Source organism: Embleya sp. L77 (assembly GCF_055557415.1).
In genome coordinates, this window is sequence record NZ_CM145709.1 from 792,075 (window position 1) to 807,411 (window position 15,337).

General features: G+C 72.1%; 12 protein-coding genes. 3 read left to right on the plus strand and 9 right to left on the minus strand.

The window, feature by feature from the left end:
- Nucleotides 1–152: 152 nt before the first annotated feature.
- The 8 genes from ACZOOI_RS03340 to rpsD all read right to left on the minus strand — a co-directional run bounded on the left by ACZOOI_RS03340 (nt 153) and on the right by rpsD (nt 8,295).
- Nucleotides 153–857 carry a prepilin peptidase gene (locus ACZOOI_RS03340; protein WP_465279322.1) on the minus strand — a complete coding sequence of 235 codons (705 nt, stop codon included), beginning with the start codon at nt 855–857 and terminating at the stop codon, nt 153–155.
- A gap of 379 nt (nt 858–1,236) precedes the next feature.
- On the minus strand, nt 1,237–2,079 hold the full coding sequence (locus ACZOOI_RS03345; RefSeq protein ID WP_465279323.1) for a shikimate dehydrogenase: 843 nt from the start codon (nt 2,077–2,079) through the stop codon (nt 1,237–1,239).
- Nucleotides 2,076–3,233 carry an endolytic transglycosylase MltG gene (gene mltG, locus ACZOOI_RS03350; protein ID WP_465279324.1) on the minus strand — a complete coding sequence of 386 codons (1,158 nt, stop codon included), beginning with the start codon at nt 3,231–3,233 and terminating at the stop codon, nt 2,076–2,078. Before mltG ends, ACZOOI_RS03345 begins: the two co-directional genes overlap by 4 nt.
- Entirely contained in the window at nt 3,230–3,727 is a 498-nt protein-coding gene (gene ruvX / locus ACZOOI_RS03355; protein WP_465279325.1) for a Holliday junction resolvase RuvX, read from the minus strand. Before ruvX ends, mltG begins: the two co-directional genes overlap by 4 nt.
- 134 nt (nt 3,728–3,861) lie before the next feature.
- Nucleotides 3,862–6,531, minus strand: a complete 2,670-nt coding sequence (gene alaS, locus ACZOOI_RS03360) for an alanine--tRNA ligase (RefSeq protein WP_465279326.1) — start codon at nt 6,529–6,531, stop codon at nt 3,862–3,864.
- Nucleotides 6,531–6,890, minus strand: a complete 360-nt coding sequence (locus tag ACZOOI_RS03365) for a DUF6167 family protein (RefSeq protein ID WP_465279327.1) — start codon at nt 6,888–6,890, stop codon at nt 6,531–6,533. Before ACZOOI_RS03365 ends, alaS begins: the two co-directional genes overlap by 1 nt.
- Before the next feature lie 5 nt (nt 6,891–6,895).
- Nucleotides 6,896–7,330, minus strand: a complete 435-nt coding sequence (locus ACZOOI_RS03370; RefSeq protein WP_391587549.1) for a DUF948 domain-containing protein — start codon at nt 7,328–7,330, stop codon at nt 6,896–6,898.
- Between the two features lie 356 nt (nt 7,331–7,686).
- Nucleotides 7,687–8,295, minus strand: coding sequence for a 30S ribosomal protein S4 (gene rpsD / locus ACZOOI_RS03375; protein ID WP_465279328.1), 609 nt, complete (start codon nt 8,293–8,295; stop codon nt 7,687–7,689).
- Nucleotides 8,296–8,537: 242 nt separating this feature from the next.
- On the opposite strand from rpsD, the gene ACZOOI_RS03380 reads away from it, so the two are divergent.
- Together ACZOOI_RS03380 and ACZOOI_RS03385 are read left to right on the plus strand one after the other, a co-directional pair.
- Nucleotides 8,538–9,323 (plus strand): DUF2470 domain-containing protein, encoded by a 786-nt coding sequence (locus tag ACZOOI_RS03380; protein ID WP_465279329.1) that lies wholly within the window; start codon nt 8,538–8,540, stop codon nt 9,321–9,323.
- A gap of 690 nt (nt 9,324–10,013) precedes the next feature.
- Entirely contained in the window at nt 10,014–11,327 is a 1,314-nt protein-coding gene (locus ACZOOI_RS03385) for a threonine/serine exporter family protein (RefSeq protein ID WP_391587552.1), read from the plus strand.
- A gap of 1,005 nt (nt 11,328–12,332) precedes the next feature.
- On the opposite strand, the gene ACZOOI_RS03390 is transcribed toward ACZOOI_RS03385, so the two are convergent.
- Entirely contained in the window at nt 12,333–13,136 is an 804-nt protein-coding gene (locus ACZOOI_RS03390) for an NAD-dependent epimerase/dehydratase family protein (protein WP_465279330.1), read from the minus strand.
- Between the two features lie 1,325 nt (nt 13,137–14,461).
- Here ACZOOI_RS03390 and ACZOOI_RS03395 point away from each other — a divergent pair.
- Nucleotides 14,462–15,178: an alpha/beta hydrolase gene (locus ACZOOI_RS03395; protein WP_465279331.1), complete on the plus strand. Its 717-nt coding sequence runs from the start codon at nt 14,462–14,464 to the stop codon at nt 15,176–15,178.
- Nucleotides 15,179–15,337 lie beyond the last annotated feature (159 nt).

Below are 15,337 nucleotides of genomic sequence, written 5' to 3' on the forward strand. Positions count from 1 at the left end.
TCTTGCGCTTGCCGCATACCGCGTCCGGGGAACGGCGCGGGGGCTGTCCTGGATGCGCCCGGCGGATGTCCACCCGAATCCTTTCATGCCGGCGGCGACCGATCATCGCCGCGTCCAGGTGTCGGACAGCCGCCCCGCGGGTGCACCTCGTCTCACCAAGCGAGATGCAATCGGGACAACTCGGCGCCGCACAACACCCCGCCGAGCGCACCGAGCAGCAGCCACGGTCCGAACGGCAGCCGGCTGTCCCGGCGTACGCGGCCCGCCGAGATCAGCACCCCGGCGGTGAGCCCGGCCAGCAGGAACGCCAGGAACGCACCGGTGACCAGCACGCCCCAACCAAGCCAGGTCAGATGCAGGCCGAGCACGCCCGCGAGCTTGACGTCGCCCATGCCCAGGCAGCCGCGGAAGAGCGCGGCCAGGCACAGGTGGTAGCCGGCCAGCGTGACGCCGCCGAGCAGGGCCCGTCGGTAGGCGGTGAAGTCGCCCAGCGCGAGCGACTCCATGCCCAGCAGGGTCAGTCCGGTGGCCAGCGTCACCAGCAGCACCGGGTCGGGCAGCCGCAGCGTGCGCACGTCCACGACGGCCAGGGTGACCCCGGCGACCGCGAGCACCAGGAACGCGAGCAGATCCAGGCCCGGCCCGAGCCGCCAGGCCAGCAGTGCGCACACCAGGCCGGTCAGCGCCGCGAGCGGCAGCGGGCCGTATCGCCCGGTGCCGGCGACCACCGGTTCGGCGACCGGGGAGGGCGGCCCCGGGCCGGCGCCCTGGGCGAGCAGCAGATGGATGGGGCGGGGCAGACCGAGCCCGGCGACGAAGCCGAGCAGCGCGCAGGCGAGAGTGAGTCCGAGGAACACGCCAGTGACGATACGCAGAATCGACTCCCGGTCACGTTCCGTCGTCCCCAGTGTCGATCCGATGATCGGAAGAATCCGGCAGCCTGGGGACGACGGATTCGACCGAGCACGCGTCGGCGTGCCGGCCTCGCCCGCCGACCGGGCGGACCGACCGGCAGGACGGCACGGCGGCGCCCGAACAGCCCGGAGCTCACCCCGAACCCACCCGGACCCGGGCAGTCGACTCGCGTCGATCGCTGCCGTCCGATCGCAACCGTCCGACCGCCACCGCCGGATCGCCACCGACCGGTCGCGATCGTCCGGAGCGGCGCCGGCCGGTCGCGACCGCCCGATGACGGCCGACCGCTCGATTCAACCCCGCGCGCTCAACCCGGCCCTCTCAGCCCCGCCCCGCCAACGCCGCCTCGCCCGCCGCGCGCATCGCGGCCAACGGACCCGGCCGGCCGGTCATCAACTCGACCTGAAGGACCGCCTGGTGCACGAGCAGATCCAGCCCGCTCACCACCGTGCCGCCCGCGTGGCCCCACGCACCCGCGAGCGCGGTGGGCCACGGGTCGTACACGACGTCGAAGAGCACGCCGACCCCGGCGGGCAGCACCTCGATCGCGAGGTGGTCGACGGCGCCCTTGGGCGTGGTGGCCACCACCAGCGGTGCCCGCAGCGCCTCGGCCGCCTCGGTCCACGGGCGCGCCCGCACCGCGACGCCGAGCCGCTCGCCCGCGGCCCGCATCTCGCGGGCCCGTTCCTCGCCCCGCACGTACACCCACACCGGCCCGTCGGTGATCTCACGCAACGCGGCCAGGGCCGAGGTCGCGGTGGCGCCCGCGCCGAGCACGGCCGCCGACTCGACCCGGTCCACGCCGCGTTCGCGCAGTGCCGCGACCAGGCCCGGCACGTCGGTGTTCTCGCCGAGGCGCCGGCCGTCCGCGGTGCACACCACCGTGTTCACCGCGTCCACGTCGCGCGCGACCGGCCCGATCTCGTCCAGCAGCGGCCGGATCGCCCGCTTGAGCGGCATGGTCAACGACAACCCGGCCCAGGACGCGTCCAGTTCGGCGACGAAGCCGGGCAGGGCCGCCTCGTCGATCTCGAACGCGTCGTAGGACCAGTGGGTCAGGCCCAGTTCGGCGTACGCGGCCCGGTGCAGGACCGGGGACAGCGAGTGCCGGATGGGCGAGCCGAGCACGGCGGCCCGGCGCGGGGTGGCGGGTGCGTCGGTCACTGGCCGGGGTGCTCCTTGATCCAGGTCTGGAGCTTGCGGTTGGACTCCTGGAACTGGGCTTCCGTCTTGGAGAACTCGGTGGTGCCGACCACCGGGTCGATGGTCACGAAGTACAGGTAGTCGCCCGCCGGCGGCGCCAGCGCCGCGTCGATGGCGGCCTTGCTGGGGTTGCTGATCGGCCCCGGCGGCAGCCCCTTCTTGACCCGGGTGTTGTACGGGTTGCTCGTGTCGTTGAGTTCCTTGTTGGTGAGCTGGACGTTGCTCTTGCCGAGGTAGTAGTTGACCGTCGAGTCCAGACCCAGCGTCATGTTCTTGCCGAGCCGGTTGTAGATGACCTGGGCCACCTTGCCCTTGTCGTCGGTGGTCTTGCCCTCGGCCTCGACCAGGCTGGCGATGATGATCATGTCGTAGGGCGACCTGCCCATCGCCTGGGCCTTCGCCGCCAAGCCGATCTTGTCGTACTCCTTGACCGCCCTGGCGACCATCTCCTTGAGCACCACGAGCGGGTCCATGCCGGGCGCCGCGACGTAGGACGCGGGGAACATGAAGCCCTCGATGTTGCCCTTGGCGTAGGCGGGCAGGCCGAGCGAGGGGTCCTTCGCGGCGGCCTCGACCTTCTCCTTCGGCACCTTGAGCGTCTTCGCCAGCGAGTCGAAGACCTGCGCGGAGCGCGCGCCGGGCTTGACGATGTAGTCCTGCTTGTTCTTCGGGTTGACCAGGATCTCGAAGGCGGCCTTGGCGGACATGTGCTTGGCCATCGTGTACGCGCCGGGCTGGATCTTGGACGCGCGCTGGTCCTTGTCCTCGCGGGCGACCTTGGTGAACGCCTCGACGCTCTTGGTGACCCCGACCCGCTTGAGCTCGTTGGCCATCTGCGGGGTGGCCCAGCCCTGCTTGATCTCGACCACGAGCGAACCCGAGCCGTTGCCGCTGTAGTCCGGCGGCGGGCCGAAACGGTCCTTCAGGAAGCCGTAGGCCCAGTAGCCGCCGCCGCCGACGACGGCGAGGACGATCACGAGCGCGAGCGAGACCGCACAACCGCTGCGGTTCTTCTTCTTGCGGCCCCGGCCGCGCCGGCCGCCCCGTGAGTTGTCGTCCTTGCCCCGTCGCCGACTGCGCGGCTCCGACTCCATGCGCAGTCCGAGATCGCTCATGCCGTGGGCCTTTCAGAGTCGGAGACGGACCCGGCCGGGGCGGGAGTAACGGCCAGGCCCGGAGGACGTCCGGAACCACGCTCGGTGTCGAGCGCGTTTTGCAGGATCACGATCGCGGCCGCCTGGTCGACGACGCCGCGGGCCTTCTTGGCCTTCACGCCGGATGCCTGCAGACCGCGGGTCGCGGTGACGGTGGTCAGCCGCTCGTCGACCAGGCGCACGCCGATCGCCGGGTCGAGCGCGGCGACCAGTCGGCCGGCGAACAGCCGGGCCTTCGCCGCCGCGGCGCCCTCCTTGCCGGAGAGCGAGCGCGGCAGCCCGACCACGACCTCGATCGCCTCGTACTCGGCGACGATCTCCAGCACTCGGGCGACGTCGCGCTTGCCCGCGGGCACGGTCTCCACCGGGGTGGCGATCAGACCGTGCGGGTCGCTGGCCGCGACGCCGATCCGAACGTCTCCCACGTCGACCGCAATTCGTACTCCGCGTCTCAAGGTCGGCTCTCCGTCACAGGCTCTGCGTCACTGAACTATTCGGGCACGACGCCCCGTCATACAAGTCCCCCGGTGGTAAGGGAGTCCGGTTCCAGACTTCCACACACACCGGGGGAACGAGGGTAGGGGACGTCTCAGGAGGCGCGTTCGGCGACTGTCCGGGTGACCGCGGCCAGCGCGTCGGCCACCTTGGTCGGGTCCGAACCGCCGCCCTGGGCCACGTCGTCCTTGCCGCCACCGCCGCCGCCGAGGGTCTGCGCGGCCACGCGGACCAGCTCGCCCGCCTTGACGCCGCGCTCGCGCGCGGCCTCGTTCGCGGCCACCACGACCATCGGCTTGCCGTTCACGACCGACACCACCGCGACCGCGGCCGGGCGCGCCGCAAGCCGGCCGCGAACGTCCAGCGCGAGCTTGCGCAGGTCGTCCGGCGTGGTGCCGTCCGGGAGTTGCGCGGTCGCCAGCGCGACGCCGTGCACGTCCTGCGCGCCCTCGACCAGACCTGCGGCGGCCTGGAGCACCTGGGCGCCGCGCAGCGCCGCGATCTCCTTCTCGGCGTCGCGCAGCTTGGCCATGATCGAGGCGACCCGCTCGGGCAGGTCCTCCGGGCGGCCCTTCACCACGTCGGTGAGCTGGTTGACGATGGTGTGCTCACGCGCCAGGAAGTTGTACGCGTCGGTGCCCACCAGCGCCTCGACCCGGCGCACGCCGGCGCCGATCGAGGATTCGCCGAGCAGCTTGACCAGGCCCAGTTGGGCGGTGTTGTGCACGTGCGTGCCGCCGCACAGTTCCTTGGAGTAGTCCCCCATGGTGACCACGCGGACCCGGTCGCCGTACTTCTCGCCGAACATCATCACGGCGCCCTGCTTCTTCGCCTCGTCCATCGACATCACCTCGGCGGTGACGTCCAGGTCGCGCGCGAGCACCTCGTTGATCTTCTGCTCGACGTCGGTGAGCACGCTGCCCGGCACCGCGCCGGGTGCGCCGAAGTCGAACCGGAAGCGGCCGGGCGCGTTCTCCGAGCCGGCCTGTGCCGCGGTCGGGCCGAGCGCGTCGCGCAGCGCCTGGTGGGTCAGGTGCGTCGCGCTGTGCGCCCGGGCGATGGCGTTCCGCCGGTTGGTGTCGATCTGGGCGGACGCCTGGGCGCCGACCAGTACTTCGCCGACCTGGACCCGACCGCGGTGCACCGTGACACCGGCGACCGGGGTCTGCACGTCGCGGACCTCGACCACGGCGCCGGTGTCCAGCCGGATCCGGCCGGTGTCGGCGAGCTGGCCGCCGCCCTCGGCGTAGAAGGGGGTGCGGTCGAGCACGACCTCGACCTCGTCGCCCTCGTGCGCGGCGGGCGCGGGCACGCCGTCCACGAGCAGGCCGACCACGGTCGCCTCGTCCGAGGTGTCGTGGTAGCCGGTGAACACGGTGCCGCCGGCCGCGTCCGCGACCTCGCGGTAGACGGAGAGGTCGGCGAGCCCCTGCTTGCGCGCCTGGGCGTCCTTCTTGGCCCGCTGCCGCTGCTCGTTCATCAGCCGGCGGAACCCGTCCTCGTCGACCGCCAGGCCCTGTTCGGCCGCGATCTCCAGGGTCAGGTCGATCGGGAAGCCCTCGGTGTCGTGCAGCAGGAACGCCACCTCGCCGGGGAGTACCGCGGAGCCGGAGCTCTTCGCCTTGACGATCGACTCGTCCAGGAGCGCGGTGCCCTCCTGGAGTCGGGCCAGGAAGCGCTTCTCCTCGGCCACCGAGACGGCGTCGATCCGCTCGGCCTCCTCGATCAGGTTCGGGTACTGCGGACCCATCGCCTTGATCGTGGTCTCGACCAGGTCGTGCAGCGTCTCGCCCTCGGCGCCCAGCAGGCGCATGTTGCGGATCGCCCGGCGCATCATCCGGCGCAGCACGTAGCCGCGGCCCTCGTTGCCGGGCACCACGCCGTCGCCGATCAGCATCACCGCGGTGCGCACGTGGTCGGCCACCACGCGCAAGGACACGTCGTTCCTGTGGTCCTGGCCGTAGGTCTTGCCCGCGAGGTCGGCGGCGCGATCCAGGATCATCCGCGACGTGTCGATCTCGTACAGGTTGTCGACGCCCTGGAGGATGCACGCGAGGCGCTCCAGGCCCAGGCCGGTGTCGATGTTCTTCGCGGGCAGCTCGCCCAGGATCGGATAGTCGTCCTTGCCGGTCCCGGCGCCGCGCTCGTACTGCATGAAGACCAGGTTCCAGATCTCCAGGTAGCGCTCGCCGTTGACGGCCGGGCCGCCCGCCTCGCCGTAGGCGGGGCCGCGGTCGTAGTTGATCTCCGAGCACGGGCCGCACGGTCCGGGCACGCCCATCGACCAGAAGTTCTCCGACTTGCCCAGGCGCTGGATGCGCTCGGGCGGTACGCCGATCACGTCCCGCCAGATGCGCTCGGCCTCGTCGTCGTCGAGGTAGACGGTGATCCACAACTTCTCCGGGTCCAGCCCGTAGCCGCCGTCCTCGATCGAGTTGGTGAGCAACTCCCAGGCGAGGCCGATCGCGCCTTCCTTGAAGTAGTCGCCGAACGAGAAGTTGCCGCACATCTGGAAGAACGACCCGTGCCGGGTGGTCTTGCCGACCTCTTCGATGTCCAGGGTGCGCACGCACTTCTGCACGCTGGTGGCGCGCTTGAAGCTCGGCTTGACCTCACCGAGGAAGTACGGCTTGAACGGCACCATGCCGGCGTTCACCAGGAGCAGCGTGGGGTCGTCCGCGACCAGCGAGGCCGAGGGGACGACGGTGTGTCCGCGCTCTTCGAAAAAGCGCAGCCAGCGCTTCCGGATCTCTGCCGATTCCATCAGCTGCCGTCCCTTCGGTCGTACCTTGCTTTGCCTTCGTACAGCTCACGCGGGTCGTACAGATCACGCCCGTCGTGCCAGTCGTCGTGCGCTTCCCGGGTGCCGGGCAACACGCGCCGCACCGGGGCGGGCGGCAACGACGCGGCGGCCACGTCCGCGCCGATGGCGCGGTACAGCTCCTGCTCGCGTTCGGCCATGCCCGCGCGGATCTCGTCCGCGAAGTATTTGATCGCCTCGCCGATGCCGGTGACATTGTCGGCGACGCCCTCGGGCGTGTACTTGTACGCCTTGTCCTTGACCTTGCGCGCGGCCCAGACGCCGGCGCCGGCGCCGACCGCGATCCAGAACAGCCTCGCCATTCGACTCAGCCTCTCCCGCGCATGCTGCGCTGCCGTGCGACCTTCTGCGCCTTGGCCGCGACCCGCACCCGACGGCCGAGCTCGGCGCGCTGCTGCGCGGACAACGCGCGGCGGACACCGTAGCTGAACGCGGCGGTCTTCACGAGCGGGCCGCCCAGGGTGGCGGCGACCGTGGAGGAAAGCGCGGTGGCGTTCGTGGTCATGGTCTGCACATTGCCCGCGATCTGGTCGACCCGGCCCATCTGGGCGTTGGTCGCCCGGACCGTCTCGGTCACCTCGTCGAGCAGCGGAACGGCTCGGTCCGCCACTCCTGCGACCAGGGTCGTGGCCTCCTTGAGCACCTTCGCCAGCTTGACCAGAGCCACTGCGAGAAAGGCGACCAGGATCGCCCAGAAAACCGCGATGATCATCAGCGCGACTTCGCCACCCGACACCGTCATGCGCTCCTTGATGAGTGGGATCAGTCGAGGCGGCAGACATGCGTGGCCCGCCTCGGAAAACCCGACCCTACCGCGACCGCGCGGGTCTCCTCGTCCGAGGAAACCCGCGCGGTCGGTGTGGCGCGTGTGTTGACTTGGTGTCGCTTCCCGATCGCCGGTGCGGTGCCGTCGGCATGCTGCCGTGCGAGGGCTCGGCGGGCGGCGGGCGGCGGGCGGCTGGGGAGGAGCGGGAGCGGGTTGGTGCGGTGTGGTGTGGTGCCCTCGGATTCGCTGCGGCGCGGTTCGGCGTGCGCTGCGGCGCGGTTCGGGGCGGGCGTCGCGATTCGGCGCGGTTCGGCGTCGGGTGCGCTCGCGGATCAGCGCGAGTAGTACTCGACGACCAGTTGCTCGTCGCAGATCACCGGGACCTCGCGGCGCTGCGGGAGCCGGTCCAGGCGCGCCATCAGCTTGTCCAGGCGGGCCTCGATGTAGCGCGGGGTCTCGGCGGCGGCGAACCCGCCGGCCTGGACCACCTGGAACAGCGGCTTGGTCCGGCTGCGCTCGCGCACCGCGACGATGTCGTCGGGCTTGAGCCGGTAGGACGGCTTGTCCACCTTGCCGCCGTTGACCTCGATGTGGCCGTGGGTGACCATCTGCCGCGCCTGGTAGACGGTGCGCGCGAAGCCCGCGCGCAACACGAACGCATCGAGCCGGCGCTCCAGGTCGACCACCAGCTCGTCACCGGTCTTGCCGGAGTGCTTGTTGGCGCGGTCGAACGCGGCCCGCATCTGGACCTCGGAGATGTCGTACTGGAAGCGCAGACGCTGCTTCTCCATCAACCGGGTCTTGTAGTCCGAGGACTGCTTGCGACCACGACCGTGCTCGCCCGGCGGGTACGGCCGGTTCTCCAGGTACTTCGCGGCCTTGGGCGTGAGCGCCACACCGAGCGCACGGCTGCGCCGGATCTTGGGTCGGGTCTGGTTCAAGGTCGGGTCCTCCGTGCGGGCATGTTTCGGTGTGGGTCGTCCTGGTGGGCCGCCTGTGCGCGGCTCGCCGTCGCGCGGTCGGCCGCGGTGGCGGCGGCCCTTCGAGGGCCGCCTTCGCTCGGGCCGCCGTGACGCGGGTCGCCTTGCCAAGATCGGTGCACTTAGGTAAGCCTAACCTTAACGACGACGCGTTCGGTAGCCCGCACGGGGGTCGCAAACGAGCGCCACACCTGGAGGACGCCATGTCTGTTCCCACCGAGGCCAACGCCGGGCGTACCGATGTCTCTTCCCGACGACCGCAGATCGCCGAGCGGGCCCGCACCCTGGCCGGCTTCGCCGGCTCGGCCACCCTGGAGTTGCCCGGCGACCGGGAGGAGCAGGTGGTCCCGGCCGCCCGGGCGGTCGAGCCGGACGGCTCGCTGCTGCTGCTCGTCCCGGGCGAGACCGCCGCGGTCGTACTGACCTCGCGCGAGGACGTGGCCGCCGTGCTGCACCTGGTGGACGTCGCACCGGTCGCCGTGCCGCACCGGGTCCGGGCGCACTGCTGGATCGCCGGCTGGCTGACCATCCCCACCGGTTCCGACGCCGACGAGGCCGCCGCCCGGCTGGCCGAGCAGGCCCCCGACCCCACCGCATCGCTGCGGGCGGGCACCATCGTGCGTCTGGAGGTCGGCGAAGTGCTGGTCGACGACCTGTGGGGCACCGGGCACGTCGAGCCGGAGGAGTACGCGGACGCCCGGCCCGACCCGCTGGCCGGCCACGAGGCCGAACTGCTCCAGCACCTCGCCGCCGCGCACGGCAACGACCTGTGCCGGCTGGCGAGCCTGGCGGGCGCGCCGGCCTGCGACGAGCGGGTCGCGCCGGTGTCGCTGGACCGACACGGCATCCGGCTGCGCACGGGCGGGCCGGAGCGTACGTGTGACGTGCGGTTCGATTTCGAGACGCCGGTCGCGGGGCCGATGCAACTGGGCGAGGCGCTGCGCCGGTTGCTGCACGGGGTGCATGGCGGGGTGCAGGGGCAGGGGTGATGGCGGGCCGGGTGGGTCGGGTGAGGTCGGGGTCGCATGGGGCTGGTTCGGTTCGGGTCGGGCGGCTCTCGGGCGGCTTTCCCGTGTCGCGTGATGTGTGGCTCTCGGGCGGCCTTCCGGTGTCGTGAGATGTGTGCTTCTCGGCCGCCTCCCCCGGTCGCCTGATGTGTGTGGTGGCGCATGACGCTTGGGGCGTGAGGTGGCTCGTGGCGCAGGACGCGTGTCCGCGTCTTCCGGTGACGCATGATGCGTGTCATGCGATGCGGGTCGCATGATGCGATCTTGGGTGGGCAGTCTCCCGGTCCGGGATCGGTCGAGCGCGGTCGTCGTGGGCCGCGTGCCCGGCCGCGTCGTGGTGTGCCGTGTCGGGCACCCGGGACCGGCTAACGTTTCCGGTCGCGGCAACGGGTGGCGATCCACCCGGGCGGATCGCCACGGCGGACCGGGCAGGAGACCGCCGACGCGGAACGACCGCATCGCGCACGGCGGAAGGGACCACACGGGGTGTCGGAGCATCATTCGCGGCACAGGCCGGAGGAACCGGCGAACGGGGAAGGCCGCGACCATCCGAACCCCCGCGCACCCTGGGAGCCGGAAACCCGGCCCGCGCCCCGATCCGGGGCCAGCCCGTGGCAGGACCGGCTGCGCACCCAGTTGCGATTCAGCGGGCACACCGCGAGCATCCCGATCGTGCCCGCCCCGGAGAAGCCGGAGGCCGGCCCCTCGGTCCCGCGTGTGCTCGACCTGGCGCTGCGCACCGGCGAACTGTTGCTCGCCAGCGGCGAGGGCGGGGAGGACGTCGAGGCGGCGATGCTCGGCATCACCGACGCGTACGGCCTGGAACGCTGCCAGCCCAATGTGACCTTCGTCGCGATCACCCTGTCCTACCAGCCGTCCCTGGTCGAACCGCCGGTCACCGGCGAACGGGTGGTCCGCCGGCGCGCGGTGGACTACACCCGGCTCGACGAGGCGCACCAGTTGGTCTCGGACATCACCGGCGCCGATTTGACCCTGGAGGAGGCGTACCACCGGCTCGCCGACATCCGCCGCAACCGGCACCCGTATCCGCGCAACCTGCTGCTGCTGTCCGCCGGTCTGATCGCGGCCTTCGCCAGCGTCATGGTCGGTGGCGGGGTGATCGTGGCCATCGCGGCCTGCGTCGCGGCACTGATCGGCGAGCGGCTCGCGCAGCTGCTCTCCGACCGAGGGGTCCCGGAGTTCTACCAGTTCGTGCTCGCCTCGATGCCGGCCGCCGCGATCACGGTGGGGATGATCAAGGTCGGGGTCGGCATCAATCCCTACGCCGTGGTCACCGGCGGGCTGTTCGCGCTGCTGCCCGGGCGAGCCCTGGTCGCCGCGGTCCAGGACGGGCTGACCGGCTTCTACATCACCGCCGCCGCCCGGTTGCTGGAGGTCTTCTACCTGATCGTCGGCATCATCGTCGGCATCTCGATCGTGATCTACATCGGCGACCAGGTGGGCGTGCAGTTCAACGTCGAGGGCACGTTCAACCTCAATGCCAACCCCCGCGCGGTGCAACTCCTCGCGGCGGGCGCGGTGTCGATGACCTTCGCGGTGCTGGTCCAGGTGCGACGGGTGCTGCTGCCGGTCGCGGCGGCGGGCGGTGCGGTCGGCTGGGCGGTGTTCCAGGTGCTGCGCGAGGCAGGCGCCGCACCGGTGCTCGCGACCGCCGTCGCGACGGGACTGCTCGGGCTGCTCGGGCAGTTGCTCGCCCGGTGGCACGGGACGTCGGCGCTGCCGTACGTGATCCCGGCGATCGGCCCGATGCTCCCGGGCAGCGCGATGTATCAGGGCATGCTGGGGCTCGCCCTCGGCCACACCGACACCGGCTGGCGCAGCCTGGTCAACGCGGCGTCCCTGGCCCTGGCCCTCGCGGCAGGCGTCAACGTCGGCTCCGAGGCAGCCCGCTTCGTCCTCCCGTCCCCACCACCGCGCACCGGCCGCGAAATGCGCCCGGCCTCCAAACGCACCCGAGGCTTCTGACGGGTGCCCGGGGGGTGCGGTGGGGGCTACGACGCGCTGCGCTTGGCGGTCGCGGGGCGCTTCGCAGTCGCGGGGTTGCGGGCCGGTGGCGAAGTTGGTGTCCGGGTCGGTGACGGTATCCGGGTCTGTGTCGGTGGCGGCACGGCGAGCGGGAGTGCTCGACGGCGGTGACGGCCCCTGTGCGGAGGGAACGCAGGCGAGCGAGGGCGCGGGCCGGGCGACGGAGGTGGGCCTGTGCGTGCACGGGACGACGCGCGTGCCACGTGATTCTGGCCGGATGCGAGGTGGGTACGGGTGCGCGTGCGTTGCGATGTAAGCGCGTGCGCGCGGCTACGGATCACTGCACGGCACGGCACGGCACGCGAGGGTAAAGAACGGCACCGCCTAGCGCGGGTGCGGTCTGTTGCGGGGTGCGTGTGCGCCTGCGGGTGGGCGCGAATGCGCGGGCGGATCGGGACGACTGCGCTGCCGACCGACGCGCTTCTGCGTCTGCGCGGGACGGACGGCGGGGGGAGCCCGACGCCCGGGGCGTGTAACGGCGCCGGCCATGCACCGGGACGCCGAGCCCGCCCCGGCGCCCGCGTTGTCAGGGCGGGGTCGGCACGGGGTGAACTCTCGGTCGGCCAGGGGACCGGTTTGGGAGCGGTCGAATCGGCAAGGGCGGTCGCACCCGCGACAGCGGCGGCGGAAACCCGACATCCAGGCCCGTCAGGCGCCGGCCATCGGCCATCGGCCGCACCGCACCCGCGCTGTCTAGGGCGGAACCGGCGCGGGGAGTCCTCATCAGGCGCAGTAAAGAACAGGACCGCAGGGCGATCGGGTCGGCGTGAATCCACCGGACATCCACGCCGTCAGGGGCGTAAATCGGCGCGGGATGCCCTCTCGGTCGGTGAGGGGCAGTCGGGGGCGGGAGTGGCCGCGCCGGGGACGGCTGCGGCGTATCGCTCGGCGTCCAGGCGCAGGCAGGCGACCGGGGCCGGCCGGTCGCGGCGCAGCCGTGCGCGATCAGGGGCGGAGGTGGCGCAGGGTGAACTCTCGATCGGCGAGGGAGCCCGCCTGTGGGGCGGCCGGGTCGGCGGGGGTGGCCGCGCCTGGGATCGCGACGGCGTATCGCTCGGCGTCGTCGACGGGTGTGTAGGCCAGTTCGGCGGGTGTGGGCAGGGTCCAGAAGCGACGGGTGTTGGCCGAGACGGCGTAGGCGGTGGTGAAGCCGGCGGCGATCGGGGCGTCCAGGGCTGCTCGGAAGAAGCCGACGCAGTCGCGTGGGCTCAGCCATGTGGCCAGGTGGCGCGGCTCGACGGGCTCCGGCTCGAAGCTGCCGATCCGCAGACAGAACACCGACAGGCCGAACTTGTCCGCGTACAGCCGACCCAGCGCCTCCACGGCCACCTTGCTCACGCCGTACAGGCCGTCAGGGCGTACCGGGTCGTCCGGAGCGGTGAGCCGACCGACGGGGTGGAAGCCGGTGACCCGATTGCTGCCGGCCAGGACGACCCGGGGCACGCCGGTCCGTCGGGCGGCCTCCAGCACGTTGTGGGTGCCCAGTACGTTCGCCTGCACCAGTTCCGGGAGCGGCGCCTCGTTCGGAATGCCGCCGAGGTGGATCACCGCATCCGCGCCGGCCAGCGCGGCCTCGACGGCCGGCGCGTCCAGGAGGTCGACGACGCGCACCTCCTCGCCCGCGTGCTCCGGCCGCAGCGGGACCAGATCAAGCAGCACGAACCGCTTCGCCGCACCACGCAAGCCTTTGCGCAGCTCCGTCCCGATCCGCCCGGCCGCCCCGGTGACGACCACGCTCCCCAGACTCATCCCGCTCCCCTCGCCGTACGTGCACCCCAAGCCGCAGCCGGTCCCGGACAGCCTGCCCCGAATCGCGTACACGGCACATCGGGCTTCCCCGACCTTCAGCGCGCCTCCGACCCACACGCGTACCGTCCCCCGGACCGGCTTGCCGTCCTCGAAGGCCAACCGGCGGTGTCGGACCACGTTCCGCACGCGACTCGGCCACCGGACACCGAAATTCGCAACCCGAAGTCGCGATCGACGACCGCCCCCGGCCGTAGCGCCGCAACACCGCCGCCGCCGACCCACCCGGGACCAGGGCCCTATGCGCACGGCGCAGGCCGGGCGTCGCGTGCAGCGTGCAGCTGCGGAGCCGCTGTTGGCGGTGGCGGTCGGGCGTGTGGTGGCTGTGGGTAAGCGCCCGAGCCGGGATCTCGGCGCGCTTCGCCGGGCGGTGTGGCGGGGCTGACGGCGGGTGTGTCGTCGACCCTGGTCTCGAGTGAGTTGTTCGTGGCGTGTTGCGGTGCAATGGACCCGACGTCAGCCCTGGAACTCCAGCCCGACAAGCCGCCCTCCTCGAAGCCCCGACACCACAGTCGGCCACTCACGACCCACGCGCCCGGCCGACAACGGCCCAGGGTCCCGACTTGGGCGCACATCCCGACAACACGCCCACCTCAGGCCGACCGCCACAGCGCACCACCGTCGCCGACAGGCTCCACCTCCACTGCGCCCGACGCCGGTCAGGCCATGCCATTCCACGCGGCCCAACGAACCAGCCTCAAGACCCCGATCGAGGCCCACAAGCCGGCCGATCCACTCGCCACTCACCACACCGCCGACAGCCGCTCCGCCACCGCAACCGACGTGCGGCTCGCCGGCCTTGCCACGTTGGCTCAACCGACCATCCTCAAGGCCACGATCCACCCCGGCCACCACACCGCGCCGCCACCGAGACCCGCTCGGCGGCCGGAGCGAGCACGGGTGCTTGGTGTCGGTTCCGGCACGTTGTTCCGCGGCGCAGATTCGGATTCCGGTACGTGATCGACCCGTGCGGGCGGAGGGCACGTTCCGTGGCCCCCGATCGACGCAAGCTCCGCCTTGACCAGCCGGCCGCCCCCAGCGCGCACCCCGCAGTGCGCATCGCCGGCTGCGGGTCCGTGCTCGGCTGGTCCACCGCCTCGGCGTCGGCGTCCCCCAGCGCGGTGGGAGTTTGCTCGTGTTGGCGTGATGGTGGGAACGACGTGGGAGGCGGGGGCGTTCGGGGTTTGGGGTTGGTGGTCGGGATCCGCCGCCTCGGGTCGATGACGGGGTCCGGGCCGCCGGACCGGCAAGAAGCATGGAGGCTCCGCATGCCGGACGCGCACGCATCCACCGGGCCGCTCGCCGCGCTGCGTACGTGGTCGCCGCCGAGTGGGACGGATGTCCGCGCGGTCGTCCTGATCCTGCCCGGCGGTCGTGCGCGCAGTCGGCAACCCGCGTCGACCCGCAACCTGGCCTATCGCCGGATGGTGCCGATCGCCCGGAGCGTCCATCGGGCGACCCGCGCGGAGGGCGCCGCGACCTGGCTGCTGCGCTACCGGGTGCGCGGTTGGAACGAGCCCGATCACGACCCGGTCCAGGACGCGTGGTGGGCGCTCGACGGCATCCGTACCCGCTATCCGCACGCCGAGGTCACCCTGGTCGGCCACTCGATGGGCGGCCGTACCGCGTTGCGCGTGGCCGAGCACGAGAGTGTGCGTACCGTCTGCGCCCTCGCGCCGTGGATCGAGGACGACGAGCCGTACACCCAACTCGCCGGCCGCGATGTGGTGATCGTGCACGGCACGGCCGACCACACCACCAGCCCGACGGCCTCGCATCGCTACGCGCTGGCCGCCCGGGAGGTGTCCGAGCGGGTCTGCCGCTTCGAACTCCCGGACGGCCACGCGATGATGCGGCGGGCCCCGGCCTGGACCGAATTGATCCGCCGCACCGTGGTGGGCGCCGTCACCGGAACACCGGACCCCGGAATCGCCCGGGCGATGACGGCGCCGGACCCGGACGGGCTGCGCGCGGTGGTGAGTTGACGCCGGGCGTGCCCCGTCGCGGGGCCCGGACGCGCCGATCACGCTCACACGGTGCCACGGCGGTCGTGCGCACGTCACCCACACGGTGCCGAGGACGGCGTGCGTACCTCACCCACACGGCGCCAACGGCGGTAGTGCGCACGCCACCCACTCGGTGAC